The following is a 16,966-nucleotide window of genomic DNA, read 5'->3' as shown; positions in this document are numbered from 1 at the left end:
ATGGGCACCCGGCCCGGTCATCCGGCAGCTCCCTCAGGCCCCTGCGCCCTCAGGAAAAGTCGCCCGGCAGGGGCTCGCAAGAGGGTTCCATCCCGCCTCGGCGCAGCCGCTCCAGGAATACGCCCCGGGGCATCTCCCGGGCACCGAGGGAGAAGAGGTGGGCGGTCGGCAGCTGGCAGTCTAGCAGTTCGAACCCCCGCTCCGCCAGGTGCCGGGCCAGCGCCACGAAGGCGACCTTTGAAGCGTTGGTGATCGAGTGGAACATCGACTCGCCGAAGAAGAAGCGTCCCAGGCAGACCCCGTACAACCCCCCGACCAACTCCCCCTCCCGCCAGCACTCCACCGAATGGGCGTAGCCCAGCTCGTGCAGCCGTCCGTAAGCGGCCTCCATCTCCGCGGTGATCCAGGTCCCCTCCAAATCCGAGCGCGGCGCCGCGCAGGCGCTGACGACCCGGGCGAAGGCGCGGTCGAAGGTAACGGCGAACTCTCCCCGGCGCAGGACCCTGGCCAGGCTTCGGGAGACCTGCAGGTCGGACAGTTCAAGAACGCAGCGGGGATCGGGGGACCACCAGAGAACGGGGTCGCCTTCGTTGAACCAGGGGAAAACGCCGGAGGAATAGGCCAGAAGCAGCCACGGCGGAGAAAGGTCTCCGCCGACCGCGAGCAGGCCGTCGGGCTCGGAGAGGTCCGGGGGTGGAAAGCGAAGCTGTTGGCTCAGTCGAAAAACCGGCACGGGCAGTCTCGGGGGCCGCGATGACGTGGATCGCCGGGCGGGAAAGGAACTAGTCGTAGTTGAGTTCCAGCCTGCCGCCGCGCAGGCCGATCCGCACCCGGCCGCCGCCGTCCAGGCGGCCAAACAGGATCTCGGAAGCGACGGCGTCGCCGATCTCGGCCTGGATGAGGCGGGCCAGGGGACGGGCGCCGAAGACGGGGTCGTAGCCCCTCCGGGCCAGGTCGCGGCGGGCGGCGGGGGACAGGACCAACTCAACCTTTTTTTCCTGAAGGCGCCCGCGCAGCTCGGCGACAAACTTGTCCACCACCTGCACCATGACCTCCTCGCTAAGGTGAGAGAAAGGGATGACGGCGTCGAGGCGGTTGCGGAACTCGGGGGAGAAGGTTTTCTCCACGGCCTGCTTCGGCGAGGACGGAGGGCTGTCGCCGAAGCCGATGAGGCTGGTGCTCATTTCCCGGGCGCCGGCGTTGCTGGTCATGATCAGCACCACGTTGCGGAAGTCGGCCCGCTTGCCGTTGTTGTCGGTCAGGGTGCCGTGATCCATGACCTGGAGCAGGATGCTGAACAGGTCGGGGTGAGCCTTCTCGATCTCGTCGAGCAGAAGAACGCTGTAGGGGTGCTTGACCACCGCGTCGGTGAGAAGCCCCCCCTGCTCGAAACCGACATACCCGGGAGGCGCCCCGATCAGGCGGGCCACCGAGTGCTTCTCCATGTACTCGCTCATGTCGAAGCGCAGGAACTCCACCCCCATCTGGGCCGCCAGCTGGCGCGCCACCTCGGTCTTGCCGACACCGGTCGGGCCGGTAAAGAGGAATGAGCCTACAGGCTTCTCCGGATCCCCCAGGCCCGCCCGGGCGCGGAGAATCGAGCGGCACATGGCCTCGATGGCGGCGTCCTGGCCGAACACCATCCGCTTGAGGTCGCGGTCGAGGCTTTTCAGGCGCCTCCGGTCGGAGCGCGAGACGCTGCGGGCCGGAATCCGGGCCATCCTCGCCACCACCTTTTCCACCTCGGCCACCCCGACGGTCTTCTTGGCCCCCGGGCGCAGGCGCAGGTAGGCCCCGACCTCGTCGAGCACGTCGATCGCCTTGTACGGCAGGTGTCGGGAGGTGATGTGCCGGGCGGAGAGTTCGGCGGCGGCGCGCAGGGCCGCCTCGCCGTAGCGCACCCCGTGATGATCCTCGTAGCGGCTCTTGAGCCCCTGAAGGATCTCCACCGTTTCCTCCACGCTCGGCTCCAGGACGTCGATCTTCTGGAAGCGCCGGGAGAGAGCACGGTCTTTGTCGAACAGGTTCTTATACTCTTCGTAGGTGGTGGAGCCGATGCACCGCAGCTCTCCCATGGCCAGGACCGGCTTGAGGATGTTGGAGGCGTCGAGAGAGCCCCCGCTGGTGGCGCCGGCCCCTACGATGGTGTGGATCTCGTCGATGAGCAGGATCGCCCCGGGCTTCTTGGCGAGGGAGGCCATAACCGCCTTGAGCCGCTCCTCGAAATCGCCCCGGTACTTGGTCCCGGCCAGCAGCGCCCCCATGTCCAGGGCGAAGATCTCGCTCTCGCCGAGGGCATCGGGCACTTTCCCCTCGTGAAGCATCAGGGCCAGGCCCTCGGCGATGGCGGTCTTGCCGACCCCCGGCTCGCCGACGTAGATCGGGTTGTTCTTGCGCCTGCGGCACAGCACCTGGACGGTCCGCTCCAGCTCCGCGCTGCGGCCGATGAGGGGGTCGATCTTCCCGGCGGCGGCGCGCTCCAGCAGGTTGACGGTATAAGAGGCAAGGGGGTCGCGGGCCGGGGCGCCCTTGGCGTCTTCCTGCCCTTCCTTCTCCCCCGGGGAGGGGCGTTCCTCCTCCGGGCCGGCGACCTTGGCCACCCCGTGAGAGATGTAGTCGAGCACGTCGAGCCGACTGATCCCCTGGCCCTGGAGAAAATGGGCCGCGTGGCTGTTCGCCTCCTCGAGCATCGCCGCGAGAACGTCTCCCACGGTGATGTTCTTCTTGCTGGCGGCCTGCATGTGCATCACCGTGCGCTGCAGCATCCGCTGCAGCCCGACGGTCTGCTCCGGAACCTGCTCCTGGCTCTCCCCCGGGACGCTCTCGAGATGCTCGGAGAAGTAATCCTCGAGGGTGCCGCGCAGGGCCTCGAGATCGCCGCCGCAACTGCGAATGACGTCCTGCCCCTGTTCCTCGAAAAGCATGGCGTAAAGGACGTGCTCGGTGGTAAGGTACTCGTGGTGGCGGCGCTGGGCCTCCCGCACGGCGAGGGAAAAAGCGATCTGAACTTCCTCGGTAAACATCAATAAGCCTCCCTCAGGCCTCTTCCAGGGTGCAGCGCAGGGGAAAGCCCTCTTCCTTGGCCAGGGACCTGACCCGGACCGCCTTGGTCTCGGCGATCTCGTGGGGGTAGATTCCGCAAACCCCCATCCCCTTGACATGAATATTGAGCATGATCCGGTTGGCCTCGGGGGGGGACTTTCGGAAGACGGTCTCCAGCACCTGCACCACGAACTCCATGCTCGTGTAATCGTCGTTGTGCAACAGCACTTTGAATAGAGGGGGCCTGGCGGTCCGGGTCCGGCTCTCTTCCTGGACCCCGGTCTCCCCGGATGGCAACTGTTTGCTCACCGCTGATCGCTCCTTGCTGACGATGGTTTGGCGTTCATCCTAGCACACCTTCAAGCCGAGTTCCAAGAGACGCGCGCCCGGGATGTCCCTGTGCTATAATTTATTTTTTCGATTTCGGGCGGTCCCGCCGGGCGGCCCGACACAACAGGAGGGGAATGACATGAACGATTGGCAATCAGGCAGCAGCGGCGACCAGCTGGAAGACAAGGTCGTCGATATGGTCAAGCGGATGAAGGACGGCAAGGGGCCGCCGCCGAAAGCACTGCTCCTCTTTCTGCTTCTGGCGCTGCTCGTCTTCGGCATCAGCGGCAGCTTCTACAAGGTGGATACCGAGGAGACCGGGGTGGTGCTTCGCTTCGGCCACTTCAGCGGCTTCGCAGAGCCGGGCCTTCACTTCAAGCTCCCCCTCGGCATCGATCGGGTCTACCTGGTCCCGACCGGCCGGGTGCTCAAGGAGGAGTTCGGCTTCCGCACCGTCTCTCCCGGAGTGCGTTCCTCCTACACCAAGCGCGGCCTCGAAGAGGAATCCCTGACCCTGACCGGGGACCTCAACGTCAGCGACGTGGAGTGGATCGTCCAATACCAGGTCGCCGACCCTCACAAGTTCCTGTTCCGCGTCAAGGATCCCCGGCAGACGATCCGCGACATCTCCGAAGCGGTGGTGCGCAGGGTGGTCGGCAACTCGAACGTCACCGAAGTGCTGACAACCGAGCGGGCCCTGCTGGCCGGTGCGATAGAGAAGGATCTGCAGTCGATCCTCAACGAGTACGATATCGGGGTACGCATCGTCACCGTCAAGTTCCAGGACGTCAACCCCCCCGACCCGGTCAAGGCCGCCTTCAACGAGGTCAACGAGGCCGAGCAGCAGAAGGAGAGCCTCATCTTCCAGGCCCGCGAGCAGTACAACCGCGAGGTTCCCAAGGCCCGCGGCGTCGCCCGCAGCCGCATCCTCCAGGCCGAAGGCTACGCCGTGGAGCGGATCAACCAGGCCAAGGTGGAGACGAGCCGCTTTACCGCCCTGCTGGGGGAATACCGCAAAGCCCCCGAGGTGACCCGCAAACGCCTCTACCTTGAGACCCTCGAGGAAATCCTGCCGCGCCTCGAAGAAATCTACGTCATGGACGATGCCGGGACGGGCGCCCTGCCCCTGCTCCCCCTGCGAACCGAGAGAAAGGGAGAGAGCAAATGAAAAAGCCGTTTCTGATCGTTATCATATTCGCCCTGATTCTGATAGCCAAGGGAGGGCTCTTCGTCATCGGCGAAGGGGAGCAGGCCCTGGTGACCCAGTTCGGCAAGCCGGTCGGCGGGGTGAGCCTGGCCGGGCTGCACTTCAAAATCCCCCTGATCCAGGACGTGCACCGCTTCGAGCGCCGCATCATGAAATGGGACGGCGACCCCAACCAGATTCCGACCAAGGACAAAAAGTACATCTGGGTCGACACCACCGCCCGCTGGCGCATCTCCGACCCGTTGCTCTACTTCAAGACCGTGGCCACCGAGGCGGGAGGCCAGAGCCGCCTGGACGACATCATTGACTCGGTGGTGCGCGACGCGGTCTCCGGCCACCTCCTGGTGGAAATGGTCCGGGGCTGGGACTACAAGGCTCCCGAAGGGGCCAGAGAAGAGATCGAGGTCGAGGGGGAGACCATCGCCCCCTCCTCCCTCGCCGGCCGGGAGGAGATCCTCAACGGCATCCTCGAGAAGGCCCGGGCCAGCACCCCCGAGTACGGCATCGACCTCATCGACGTGCAGATCAAGCGCATCAACTACGTCGAACAGGTCCGCCAGCGGGTCTACGAGCGGATGATTTCCGAGCGCAAGAAGGTGGCCGCCGAGTACCGCTCCGAGGGGGAGGGGGAAAAGGCCGACATCCTCGGCCAGATGCAGAAGGAACTCAAGACGATCGAGTCGGAGGCCTACCGCCAGAGCGTGGAGATTCGCGGACAGGCCGACGCCGAAGCCGCCTCCATCTACGCCGACGCCTACGGAAAGGATCCCGAGCTCTACGCCTTTTTGCGCACCCTCGAGGCCTACCGCAAGGCGGTGGGGGAGAACGCCCGCCTGGTCCTCTCCACAGACTCGGAGTTCTACCGATTCCTGAGCGAGGCCCGCTAAGGGCGCTCCTGCGAGGGAAGGGGTGACAGCCCATGCCCCGGTGGTGTATTCTTATAGCGTTATGCCTGCCTTGAACACATTTTCGTCCCCATTCGTCCGGGGCCCCATGGGCCCCGGACGATCCGCCCTTCTGGGACTGCTGTTTCTGCTGACGGTCCTTCTTCCGGCTCGCGGCGAGGCCTTCTGCTTCGAAGAGGCCGGCGAGATGTACGACGTCCCCCCCGGCCTGCTCTGGGCCATCGCCAAGGTCGAGTCGGGATTCGACCCTCTCGCAGTCTGCGTCAACCGCAACGGCTCGGTCGATTTCGGAGTGATGCAGATCAACTCCTGCTGGGAGGGGCAGATCGATCCCCAGACCTGGGACAACCTGGAAGACCCCTGCACCAACGTCAAGGTCGGCGCCCGGATCCTCGCCGAGTGCATCGACCGGCTCGGCTACACCTGGGAGGGGATCGGCTGCTACAACGCGATCAGCACCGACAAGCGGGCCGCCTATGCCCGCAAAGTGCTCGACGTGGTGCAGCAGATGCGCCAGCAAACCGCCCGCCAGAACGACCAGCCGTAAGGCCCCGACCGCGCCGCCCCCAACGGAAAGCATTGACACCTTCTCAGGATTAGGGGTATTAAAAGGAGTGATTTGTAATGAAGACCACCCTTTTTCTGCGAGGAGGCGGGAATGAATCCCCAAGATCTTGAAATCGCCACTCAACTGGCCGGAGCCGCCGGGCTTCTGATTTTCCTTCTTCCCCTGATCGGCACCTTTCTCCTTCTGCTCCTGCTGCTCGCCGCCTGGCGAGTCGCCAAGTGGACCCGCTCCACACGCGAAGCCCTCGACGTGCTGAACGGCAAGTTCGACCAGCTTCTGGCGGCGGTGGAACAGGAGCAGGCCGTGGCCCCGTCCCTGACTCTGCCCCCCCTTGCGACGATGGAAGAAGCCCCCGCTGCAGCAGCAACCGGGGAAGAAAACTTCACTTTCGAGGCGGGCCCAGAACCGGTCTACGCAGAGGCCGCTCCGGAGCCGACTCCCGAAGAGAACGAGGAGGGGGGCGCCGAACCGCCGCCGGTTGAAGATGTCCTGCCCGGCCCCGAAGAGGAGTCGGCAGAGGAGACTCCCGCTCCCCCCGAAGACGCAGAGGAGGCCGCAGAAGAGGCGACTGCGACTGCCACCGCCCTTCGGGAGGAATCCCTCCCCGCACAGCCGTGGGAGGAGGCCGCAGAGGAAGAAGAAACCGAAGCACCGGCCGAAAGTTTCCAGCCCCCTCCCGCAGAACCTATGGCCTCCAGGTTACCCGACGACCCCCGCAAGCCCGGCGTTCACCTGGCCAGATGCGAGCAATGCGGCCACAAGCTGGCCTACAAGGAGAAAATGGTCGGCAAAAAAGTCCGTTGCCCCTCCTGCAAAGAGGCCCTCGGACTGCCCTGACTCTCCGAAGAGACCGGCACCGCCCGCGACGGCAGCCACCCTCATCCCTCTCGGCGGGAAGCCCGGCACCGGGCTTCCCGCCTTTTTACTTGCAAACCGCCCGGACTCTGGCAGAGTTTCAGTTTGAGCGAAACGCGAGCAGGGTGGAGGACCGGCGATGGAGTTATGGATCGATTACGAGTGCCCCCGTTGCAACATCACCATCCAGCGGAACCTGCGGGAACTGGCTCCGGAGCAGAACCGCCAGTGCCCTGAGTGCAATGTCCGGGCGGTCCTGACCGAAGAAGGACTGAGGGGGCTGGAAAGGTCCCTGAGAGACCTCCCCGCATCCTGAGCCGGGGGAAAAAGTTCCCCGCCTTCGTTCTCGGGGACGCTTGAACTTGAACAGGTTTTCGTCCCCGTGCTATAAGCAATCTTCGGGCGCTGGGCCTCGACGCCCCGCCCCATGCCATCGTCCAGGAGGAGATCAGCGGAATGAAACGTTTGTTGGCGGCCCTGTGCCTGATAATCCTGGCGGCAATCGCGGGCTGCAGCGAAGACGACGACCCAACCCGGCCTAACGATTTCGCAGTCCTGACCTCTCTGGCCATCGGTTCAGAAAACCTCTTCGTCGCCGGCGGCACCACCAACCAGTTCACCGCCACCGGCAACTTTTCCGGCGCCTTTACCCGGGACCTGACCGCCGAAGTCGTCTGGAACTCTTCCGACCCGACCCTGCTCTCCGTCAGCAACAGCCCTGAGACGGCGGGACTGGGCCAGGCCCTCGCACCCGGCACGGTCACGGTCAGCGCCGAGACGGAGGGGCTGAGCACTCAGCTGACCTTCATCGTCACCGACGCCGCACTGGCCTCCCTCACCGTCTCGCCAGACCAGGCCGACGTCACGGCTGGTCTGAACGTCCAGTTCGAGGCCACCGGAACCTTCGATGACGGATCGGCCCAGGAACTCCGCCGGGACGTCAACTGGTCATCCGCCGACGCGGCGGTGGCCACGATCAGCAACGCCACCGGCAACGAAGGCCTGGCCACCGGGGTCGCCGAAGGGTCCACGGCGATCATCGCCGCCTTCGCGGGCCTCAGCGCCGAAGCCGGCCTGATCGTAAGCGCCGCCGTTCTCGATTCGATCGCCATCACCCCCGTCGACCCGGAGCTCGCCGCCGACACCAGCCTGGAACTGACCGCCACCGGGACTTTTTCCGACGGCTCCACCTCCGACCTCACCGAGGAGGTGCTGTGGTCGAGCGATGACGAATCGATCGCCACGGTCAGCAACGATGCCGGCGACGAAGGCCTGGCCCGAGGCCTCTCGGCCGGGGACGCCACCATCGAAGCCGAGTTCCAGGACATCATCGCGGAGGCCGACCTGTCCGTCACCGACGCCTTGCTCGAGGAGATCGAGATCGAACCGGAGGATCCGACCATCGAGGTCGGCGCCCGTCAGCAGTTCACCGCCACAGGGACCTTCTCCGACAACACCACCCAGGACATCACCCGGGACGCGAACTGGAGTTCGGACGACGAAGATGTCGCCACGGTCAGCAACGACAGCGACAGCAAGGGGCTGGCCCGGGGACTGGACGAGGGAGAAGCATTCATCGAGGCCTCCAAGAGCGGAATCAGCGCCTCGACCGAACTCACCGTCGAATAACAATAAGGCGGCGCCCCTGTGACAGGCCGCCTCCTGGAGAAGACCGCATGATCAGAAGACTCGCGCTGCCGCTGGGCGTTCTCTGCCTGACCCTGTTCGCCGCCCCCGCCCTGGCGGGCGAGGAGGGACCCTATATCGGGGCCCATTTCGGTGCCCTGCTCCTCGACGAGGCTGAAAACACGGGGAGAGGCGACTCTTTCCACCTCGATTTCGATCCAGGAACCCTCTACGGAGGAGCCTTCGGCTACGACCTCGGGGAGAACCACCCCCGGATCGGACGCGGCCGGGTCGAACTGGAAGTCAGTTCTGGCCAGAGCGACCTCAAGGAGGCCCACTTCCTGGACGGCAAGGTCGATGCCGAAGGAGACATCTCGGCTCTCTCCTTCATGCTCAACACGGTCGGAGAAAGCCGCAACGACTCGGCCTGGACCCCCTTCATCGGCTTCGGATTCGGCTACGCCCTCGTTTCCCTCAACAACGCCCGGGCCTCCGGACAGCCCCTGGCGGACGACGAGGACGGGGTCTTCGCCTGGCAGGCCCTGGCCGGGATCAGCCTGGCCATGCACCGCCTCGTTAACCTCGACTTCGCTTACCGCTACTTCTCCGCCGTGGAGCCCGAGTTAAAAGACGCCACCGGGGAAACGTTCGAATCAGAGTATTCCAGCCACAGACTCTCTCTCGGCCTGCGGGTCGGGTTCTGAAAGAACGTCCCCCGCGTCGCAAGGAGCCCCCATGAAAAACATCGTCGCCTGGCTTGAGGAGGTCGAAGAGGAAGCCGCCGCCCTCTACACTCTGGCCGCCGAAGTCTTCGCAGGAGAAGCCCGGGTCGCCGCCTTCTTCACCGGGCTGGCCGAGGAGGATAGCTGGCACCGGCAGCTGGTGCGCACCGCGGGCGCGGCCCTCGAGGGCCGGGACACCGAGACCGCCATCGTCGCCATCGACGAGCCGACCCGGGACAGCGTCGACGGCCAGATGCGCCGCGCCAAAGGGCGCCTGGCAGAGGGGAAAATGCCCCTCGAGGAGCTTCTGCAGATCATGATCGCCGTCGAGTTCTCCGAGTGGAACGAAATTTTCCTCTACGCCATGAGCACCCTGCGCGGCCGGGGCGGCCATCTTCTGGCTGCGGCCACCGAAATCGACCGGCACAAGGAGCAGATCTCCGCCTTTCTCGCCTCCCTGCCCGAAGGCGGGCGCTTCATGGACACTATCGCCCGCATGCCGCAGGTCTCCGGGACCCGCATCCTTATTGTCGAAAGGGACCCTGCAGCGGCCCGGGTGCTGCAGGCGGTTCTCGCCACCCTGGGCGAAACCGAGATCGTCGAGAGCATCCCCGAGGGGCTCGAGCGGGTCGGGCTGGAGCGCTACGACGTGGTCCTCTCCGACCTCGACCCGGACCAGAGCGAGGGACTCGAATTCTACCAGCAAGCCGTCGGCATCGACCCGAACCTGAAGTACCGCTTCGTCTTCCTGACCGCTCAAAGCCAACAAGACCCCCCGGCAATCGAGGAGGGCGCCGCCAGCGGGTTGCGCAAGCCGGCCGTGGTCAGCGCACTGCGCGGGGCGGTGGCGGGCGTCGCCCAGCGACGCCGCATCCTGCACTGAACCGGTCTTTACGAAACAGACATCCGCCATAGTCCCTGGGCCCCCGCTTCGCCCTGGAACCCCGACGTCTCCAGCAGGTGCACACCATGACCGACCTCTCGTTCCTCAATGACCTGCTGATCCTCTTCGGCATGGCCCTCGCCAACGCCTTCCTCTTCGCCCGCCTGAAGCAGTCGCCCATGGTCGGCTACCTGGCCACCGGCATTCTGATCGGACCCTACGGCCTGCACCTCATCGAGGGCGTCCACGAGGTGGAAGTGATGGCCGAAATCGGTGTCATCCTGCTGCTGTTTACCATCGGGCTGGAATTCTCTTTTTCCCGCATCCTGCGCATCAAGGGCCTGCTGCTGCGCTGCGGCACGGTGCAGGTCCTGCTCACCGCCCTGATCGTATTCGCCGGCGCCCGCCTGGCCGGGCTGCCCTACGAAACGGCCGGCGCCCTCGGCATGGCCCTGGCTCTCTCCTCCACAGCCATCGTCCTCAAGCTCCTTCTGGAGGGGGGTGAAATCGACACAGCACACGGCCGCACCTGCCTGGCCATCCTCCTCTTCCAAGACCTGATGGTGATCTTCTTCCTCGTCGCCCTGCCCCTGCTCGGGGGCCAGACCGAGGGCATTTCCACCCTCGGCCTGGCCAAGGCGGCGGCCCTCATGGGAGGGCTGTTCCTCTTCTCCAGGTACGGGCTCCAACCCCTCTTGCGGGGCATCATCCGCACCCGGTCGCCGGAGCTTTTCCGCCTCACGGTGCTGGCCCTGGTCCTCGGCACCGCCTGGGTAACCGCCGCCGCCGGACTCTCCCTCGCCCTCGGAGCGTTCCTGGCCGGCCTGGCGCTGGCCGAGTCCGACTACTCGCACCAGGTCCTGTCCGACGTCGTCCCCTTCAGGGACACCTTCCTGGCCCTCTTCTTCATCTCCATGGGAATGCTGGTCGACGTGCGGGTCCTGGCCGAGCAATGGCCGCTGGTCCTGGGCCTCTGCGCCCTGCTGTGCCTGATCAAGATCATCACCGGCACGGCCGCCGCTTTGGTCACCCGCTACCCCCTGCGGGCCGCCCTGCTCTGCGGACTGATCATCTTCCAGGTCGGGGAATTTTCCTTCGTTCTCATGCGGCAGGCCCTGCACCTGGGGCTGCTCGACGAGCCGATCTACCAGATGACCCTGGCGGTCATCGCCCTCTCCATGGTCGCCACCCCCCTGCTGATGCCCCGCGCCCCCGCCATCGCCGCCCGCATCGCGGGGCTTTTCGGCCGCCCCGCCGGGGAAACCTCCCCCGAGGTCAGGGAACGCACGGGCAACCTCGAGGGCCACGTCATCATCGCCGGATACGGCCTCTCGGGACGCAACATCGGAAAAGTCCTGCGCCAGATGCACCTGCCGGCGGTCCACCTTGAGATGAACGGCGAGGCGGTGCGCCGGGCGAGCAAAGCCGGGGAGTTCGTCGTCTACGGCGACGCCACCAGTCCAACCCTGCTCCAGGAGGTCGGCATCATGAGGGCCAGGGCCCCGGTGCTCGCCATCAACGACCCCTCGGCCCTGGCCCGGGCGATCCGGGCCGCCCGGGACCTCAACCCCGAACTCTATATCCTCGCCCGCACGCGCTTCGTCGCGGAACTCGACTACCTCACCTCCCTCGGCGCCGACGAGGTGGTCCCCGACGAGTTAGAGGCCAGCCTACAGCTCAGCGCCTTTCTGCTGCGCCGCTTCTCCGTCCCCGAAGGGCAGACCCTGAAGGTCCTGGCGCACCTGCGCCAGGAACACTACCAGGACCTGCGTACCCCCGCCTCCCCGCCCGCCAACCTCTCCGGCTATCTCTCGGTGCTGGAGGGGGGCAAGGTCGAGTTCCAGGCCGTTCCCGACGACTCGCCCTGCCTGCACCGCTCCCTGGCCGAAATCGACCTGCGCCGCCAGACCGGGGTCACGGTGGTCGGCGTCATCCGCCACGAGCGAACCATCTACGGCCCCGGCCCCGGACTCCACCTGGAGCCCGGCGACACCCTCATGCTGATCGGCGAACCTGAGGACGTCCTCCAGGCGCGGGAACTGCTCCACGGCCACCCCCTCTGAACCGGCGCGGCACAGAGGTGAGGGGTATTCTTGTTGACCTTTTCACCCGGAAACCCTATAAATAACAGACAGAGAATCCCCTCCCGGAAAGAAAGCTATGACGGCCGGGCCAGCGACACCGATTACATCGAGAACCGATTGAACGACTCTGAACCTCCCGGGGCCGACGGTCGGTTTTTTCCACCGGAAAAAGGACCGCGGACCCATGCCCCCTTCCACCTTCCCCGTCCCCGCACTGTTGGAACATCATTGAAACCCCTTCGGAACATAAACCTCGCCCGGGCCTACAACCTCATCCTGGTCACCCTGGTCGTGGTGGTGGCGGTGGCCATCACCAGCATCGTCTACCTGAACCTGAAGAGCCAGGCGATCGCCCACTACGAGAGCATCGCCGGCGCCATCCTGGACCGGGTCTCGGCGACCCAGATCTATTTCCGAAAAAACCTGCGCCCCGAGGTGTTCGAAATCCTCGACCAGGTCGGCGACGAGGACTACTTCGAACCGGTGTGGATGTCCACCTCCTACTTCGTGCGCCACGCCGAAGCCATCTACCGGGACATCTCCCAGGAAAACATCTTTTTCCGCGAGAGCACAATCAACGCCCGCAGCCCGGACAGCGAGGCCCAGGAATTCGAACGACAGTTCATCCTGGAATTGAACCGTGACCCCGAGCTGACCGAGCGCACCGAGATCCGGACCCTGGAAGGCGAACCCTTCCTGGTCGTGATGCGCAAGGGCAAGACCCTCGAGGAGGCCTGCCTGCAGTGCCATGGCGACCCGGCGGACGCCCCCCGGGGCATGCTGCAGCAGTACGGCGCCGAGCGCAGCTTCCACCGGGAACCCGGGGAAATCGTCTCCGCCTACACGGTGCGCATCCCCCTGGCGACGGCGGTTAACGAAGCCCAGTTCTTCACCTTCAAGCTGTCGGCACTGCTGCTGGCCACCCTCGGAGGCATTTTCGCCCTCCAGTTCGCCATCAACCGCCGGCTGATCTTCTCCCCCCTGGAGAACATCCGCCAGAAGGCCAACCAGATCGCAACCGAACCGGACCGGCTCGGGGAACAGATTCCCCGCCCCTTCGTACAGGAACTGGCGGAGATGTCCGAGGCCTTCAACTCCATGTCGGCGACTCTGGGCGAGCAGCGGGACAACCTGGAGCAGCTCGTCGGGGTCCGCACCAAGCAGCTGACCAAGGTGGTCAACCGGCTGGTCGGGGACATCGAGGAGCGCAAAAAGGCAGAAACGGCCCTCGCCGCCCTGCAGCGCCAGAACGAGCTGATCCTCGACTCGGTGTGGGAGGGGATCTTCGGGCTGGACAAGGACGGCCGGGCCACCTTCCTCAACCCCGCCGCCGAAAAAATGCTGGGCTGGACGAGCGAGGAGCTCGTCGGCAAAAACATCCACGACATCATCCACCACTCCCGCCGGGACGGCTCCCCCCACCCCCGCGAGGAGTGCTCGGCCCACGCCTCCCTGGTCGACGGCCAGGTCCACCGGGTGACCGGGGAGACCTTCTGGCGCAAGAACGGCGCGAGCTTCCCCGTCGAATCGAGCTCCGTGCCGATAGTCGAAAACGGCGCCATCGTCGGGGCGGTGATCACCTTCCGGGACATCACCGACCGGCAGAAGACCGAGCACAAGATCCGCCAGCTGGCCTACTTCGACGCCCTCACCGGACTGCCCAACCGCCGCCTGCTGCGCGACCGGCTCAAGGCCCTGCTCGCCCAGGAGAGACGCACCGGCGGCCGATTCGCGGTGCTGTTCATCGACATCGACGGCTTCAAGGACATCAACGACTCCCTCGGCCACTCCAACGGCGACCGCTTCCTCCGGGTCATCGCCGAGCGCCTCAAGAAGAGCCTGCGGGACTGCGATACCCTGGCCCGGCTCGGAGGCGACGAGTTCATCCTCATCGGCCGCATCCAGACCCCCCTCGACGCCTCGGTCATCGCCCGCAAACTCCTCTTCGACCTGGCGCGCCCGGTGGAACTGGAAAACCAGGTCCTCTACAGCAGCGGAAGCATCGGCATGGCCCTTTACCCCGACGACGGCGAGGACGCCGACACCCTGCTCAAGAACGCAGACGCCGCCATGTACCAGGCCAAGGACCGGGGCAAAAACACCTACCAGTACTTCTCCGAGCAGATGACCTCCAAAAGCCTGGAGCGCCTCAACCTGGTGCGGGACATGCGCCAGGCCGTGGAGCGTGGGGAGTTTCAGCTTCACTACCAGCCCCAGATAGACCTCCGAACCCGTCAGCTGACCGGCATGGAGGCCCTGCTGCGCTGGCGCCACCCGAAAGAAGGGCTGATCGCCCCGGGGCGGTTCATTCCTCAGGCCGAGGAGAGCGGTCTGATCCTCGTTATTGGCGAGTGGATCCTGCGCACCGCCTGCGCCCAGGCCAAGTCCTGGCAGGACGCCGGCTACTCGCCCATGAAGATAGCGGTCAACATCTCCGGGCGCCAGTTCGTCCAGCCCGACTTCATCGACACCCTGGAGACGATCCTGGAGGAAACCGGGGTCGATCCCACCAGCCTCGAGCTCGAGCTCACCGAGAGCACCATCATGGAGAAAGCCGAGGAGACGATCCTCACCCTCACCGACCTGCGCACCCGGGGCATCCATCTCGCCATCGACGACTTCGGCACCGGGCACTCCTCCCTGAGCTACCTGAAGCATTTCCCCATCAACCGGCTGAAGATCGCCCAGGACTTCGTCCGCGACATCCCCGACGACACCGGAGACGCCGCCATCGTCCAGGCGACCATCGCCATGGCCCGCAGCCTCGGCATCGAGATCATCGCCGAGGGGGTGGAGACCCCGGAGCAGCGCGACTTCCTCCGCGCCCATGGGTGCCACCACATGCAGGGGTTCCTGTTCGCCCGCCCCATGCCCGCCGACAAACTCGACGCCCGGCTCTCAAAAAAATTCGCCAGACCGGCGCAGGCCGCGCCCGCCGCCCCGGCCTGAGCAAAGGTTCGGCGCAACCGTCTTCCTGCGCCGCCGGGGAACCAGGCTACGATCCTTGTCATTCCGGGCAAATACATGTTAACTTTGGTGCGGCACCCTCCACCCGAGGATTGCCGCGAAGTTACATCCCGAACCGGCCCGGAAAAAAACCATGCAAAAAGTCCTGATCATCGACGACGACCGGGCGTTCCTGAGGTTCATCGAATCCTACGTCCGGAAGCATTTCCCCGCCCTGGAGGTCTTTACCTGCGCCGACCCGGTGTGCGGCCTGGGAAAGATCTCCTCCGACCTGGCCCTGCTTCTCGTCGATCTGGAAATGCCCGGCCTGGACGGAAAAAAAATTCTCGCCTACGCGACCGGCAAAGGGCTCAGCAAAAAACGCATCATCATCCTCTCCGGCCGCGATGCCGACTACCTGCACGAGCACTTCCCGATGGGAAGCTGTCTGGCGGTGCTCAACAAGCACGAAGCGAAGCAGAAGGCCGTTCTCGACATGATCTTCAAGGCCCTGGAAAAAAAGAGCGGAAGATGAAAGACGGCTGGCCCTTCCTCTGCCCGCCCCAGGCGAAACCTCATGCCCAAAGGTGACAACGTGCCCATGCCGAGCAAGCCGACACCCAAGAGTGGCCTGGAGCGCGTCTGGAAGGCCCTCTTCTACTCCCTGAGCGGGCTGCGCCACGCCCTCACCAAGGAATCCGCCTTCCAGCAGGAATTCGTCCTGGCCGTCGTGCTGACCGCCCTCGCCCTCGCCCTGCCCCTGCCCGGCCTGCTCAAGCTGTTGCTGATCCTCTGCCACCTCGGGGTGATGATCGTGGAGCTGCTCAACAGCGGCCTCGAGGCGATCGTCGACAAGGCCTCCCCCGAGTACCACGAGCTGGCCAAGCAGGCCAAGGACATGGGCAGTGCCGCGGTCCTTCTTTCCCTGGCCGGGGCCGCCGCCACCTGGGGCTACTCCCTCATCACCCTCCTCTGACCTCAGCCTCCCCCAGCACCCCGTCGGCGAGGCGGATGTGCCCGACCTGTCTCCAGTCCGAACCGAGAAGGCGGGCCCCGGCCGCGTCCACCGCCACCGGGTCGAACCCGGCCACGATCTTTCGCGCCGGCGGATCGCAGGGCGCTACGCCGAGGTGGTGCTCGGCCAAGCCGACGCTGGCGTCGATGATGGCAAGGTCGGGTTTGCGGTAGCGGTTAAGCTCGAAGATCGACTCGTGAATCCGGGAATGAAAGGCCGACTTCTTCCAGTGCCCGCCCTGCTGGTAGTGGCTCGGCGGGGCGCAGCCGATCATGTTCTTCATGGAAAGAGTCACATCGGCCAGGGAATGGGCCTTGAGCACCGCAAAGGAAATGACGTAGCTCTCGAGGAGAATTTCGGGCAGGAACATGGAGGGGTAGACTGTGCAGGAAGGGTCCTTCAGCTCTTTGAGGGGCGCCTCGTTGAGATCGACAAGTTCCAGGCCGTAGGCCGCGGCGAGCCGGTCATAGCCGAGGATGCGAAAAATCGCCGGGGTCTCCAGGTGCAGGTCCCCGGCCCCCTCGGCGACCACGATCTCGGCGTCGGAGCAACCCCTGATCGCCCCCACCAGGGCCTCGACAGCCTCTACCGGCAGGGTCACGGGCGGCGGCGAGGCGTTGACCAGGTTGGGCTTGATGAGGATGCGCCGCTGGCCGGCCAGCACCTTCGCGGCCCCGGCCCCCTTCAGGGCGCGGGGAACGGAGCGCTCGTAACTGGTGAACTTTTCCAGGTGGCAGGGGCGGGGCATCGCTTCCTCCTTGTGCGCCGTGGGGCCATGATAGC

Annotated in this window: 16 protein-coding genes; 12 read left to right on the top strand and 4 right to left on the bottom strand. The window is 65.4% G+C overall.

Annotation, left to right across the window (positions count from 1 at the left end; all coding sequences use genetic code 11):
- Positions 1-49: 49 nt before the first annotated feature.
- The 3 genes from aat to C0617_RS15270 are packed head-to-tail and all read right to left on the bottom strand — an operon-like array spanning position 50 to position 3,339.
- Positions 50-733: a leucyl/phenylalanyl-tRNA--protein transferase gene (aat, locus tag C0617_RS15280; protein WP_291317902.1), complete on the bottom strand. Its 684-nt coding sequence runs from the start codon at positions 731-733 to the stop codon at positions 50-52.
- A 49-nt stretch (positions 734-782) separates the two neighbouring features.
- Positions 783-3,023: an ATP-dependent Clp protease ATP-binding subunit ClpA gene (gene clpA, locus C0617_RS15275; protein WP_291317901.1), complete on the bottom strand. Its 2,241-nt coding sequence runs from the start codon at positions 3,021-3,023 to the stop codon at positions 783-785.
- Between the two features lie 13 nt (positions 3,024-3,036).
- Entirely contained in the window at positions 3,037-3,339 is a 303-nt protein-coding gene (locus C0617_RS15270) for an ATP-dependent Clp protease adaptor ClpS (RefSeq protein WP_365889422.1), read from the bottom strand.
- Between the two features lie 172 nt (positions 3,340-3,511).
- Here C0617_RS15270 and hflK point away from each other — a divergent pair, with 172 nt between their 5' ends.
- The 12 genes from hflK (at position 3,512) to C0617_RS15210 (ending at position 16,144) form a co-directional block, all read left to right on the top strand.
- Positions 3,512-4,540: an FtsH protease activity modulator HflK gene (gene hflK, locus C0617_RS15265; protein WP_291317899.1), complete on the top strand. Its 1,029-nt coding sequence runs from the start codon at positions 3,512-3,514 to the stop codon at positions 4,538-4,540.
- Complete coding sequence (gene hflC, locus C0617_RS15260; protein WP_291317898.1) at positions 4,537-5,466, top strand: protease modulator HflC; 930 nt, start codon at positions 4,537-4,539, stop codon at positions 5,464-5,466. The genes hflK and hflC overlap by 4 nt, the downstream gene beginning before the upstream one ends.
- A gap of 106 nt (positions 5,467-5,572) precedes the next feature.
- Positions 5,573-6,031: a lytic transglycosylase domain-containing protein gene (locus C0617_RS15255; RefSeq protein WP_291317897.1), complete on the top strand. Its 459-nt coding sequence runs from the start codon at positions 5,573-5,575 to the stop codon at positions 6,029-6,031.
- 111 nt (positions 6,032-6,142) lie between these two features.
- The gene (locus C0617_RS15250) at positions 6,143-6,889 is read left to right on the top strand and encodes a hypothetical protein (protein WP_291317896.1); all 747 of its coding nucleotides are present in this window, start codon (positions 6,143-6,145) and stop codon (positions 6,887-6,889) included.
- A gap of 157 nt (positions 6,890-7,046) precedes the next feature.
- Complete coding sequence (locus C0617_RS15245; protein ID WP_291317895.1) at positions 7,047-7,223, top strand: hypothetical protein; 177 nt, start codon at positions 7,047-7,049, stop codon at positions 7,221-7,223.
- Between the two features lie 140 nt (positions 7,224-7,363).
- A complete protein-coding gene (locus tag C0617_RS15240; RefSeq protein WP_291317894.1) occupies positions 7,364-8,536 on the top strand; it encodes an Ig-like domain-containing protein in 1,173 nt (390 codons plus the stop codon).
- Between the two features lie 47 nt (positions 8,537-8,583).
- Positions 8,584-9,237, top strand: coding sequence for an outer membrane beta-barrel protein (locus C0617_RS15235; protein WP_291317893.1), 654 nt, complete (start codon positions 8,584-8,586; stop codon positions 9,235-9,237).
- Positions 9,238-9,268: 31 nt separating this feature from the next.
- Entirely contained in the window at positions 9,269-10,138 is an 870-nt protein-coding gene (locus tag C0617_RS15230) for a response regulator (RefSeq protein WP_291317892.1), read from the top strand.
- Positions 10,139-10,224: 86 nt separating this feature from the next.
- Positions 10,225-12,201 carry a monovalent cation:proton antiporter family protein gene (locus tag C0617_RS15225; protein WP_291317891.1) on the top strand — a complete coding sequence of 659 codons (1,977 nt, stop codon included), beginning with the start codon at positions 10,225-10,227 and terminating at the stop codon, positions 12,199-12,201.
- Positions 12,202-12,450: 249 nt separating this feature from the next.
- Positions 12,451-15,171: an EAL domain-containing protein gene (locus C0617_RS15220; RefSeq protein ID WP_291317890.1), complete on the top strand. Its 2,721-nt coding sequence runs from the start codon at positions 12,451-12,453 to the stop codon at positions 15,169-15,171.
- Between the two features lie 151 nt (positions 15,172-15,322).
- On the top strand, positions 15,323-15,703 hold the full coding sequence (locus C0617_RS15215; RefSeq protein ID WP_291317889.1) for a response regulator: 381 nt from the start codon (positions 15,323-15,325) through the stop codon (positions 15,701-15,703).
- A gap of 42 nt (positions 15,704-15,745) precedes the next feature.
- Positions 15,746-16,144 carry a diacylglycerol kinase gene (locus tag C0617_RS15210; RefSeq protein WP_291317888.1) on the top strand — a complete coding sequence of 133 codons (399 nt, stop codon included), beginning with the start codon at positions 15,746-15,748 and terminating at the stop codon, positions 16,142-16,144.
- Here the strand turns inward: C0617_RS15210 and C0617_RS15205 are convergent.
- Positions 16,131-16,931, bottom strand: coding sequence for a DUF362 domain-containing protein (locus C0617_RS15205; RefSeq protein ID WP_291317887.1), 801 nt, complete (start codon positions 16,929-16,931; stop codon positions 16,131-16,133). The genes C0617_RS15210 and C0617_RS15205 overlap by 14 nt on opposite strands.
- Positions 16,932-16,966 lie beyond the last annotated feature (35 nt).

The organism is Desulfuromonas sp., from assembly GCF_002868845.1.
GTDB lineage: Bacteria > Desulfobacterota > Desulfuromonadia > Desulfuromonadales > BM501 > BM501.
Note: the sequence above shows the minus strand (reverse complement) of the source record. Positions and strands in the feature narration are given on the sequence as shown.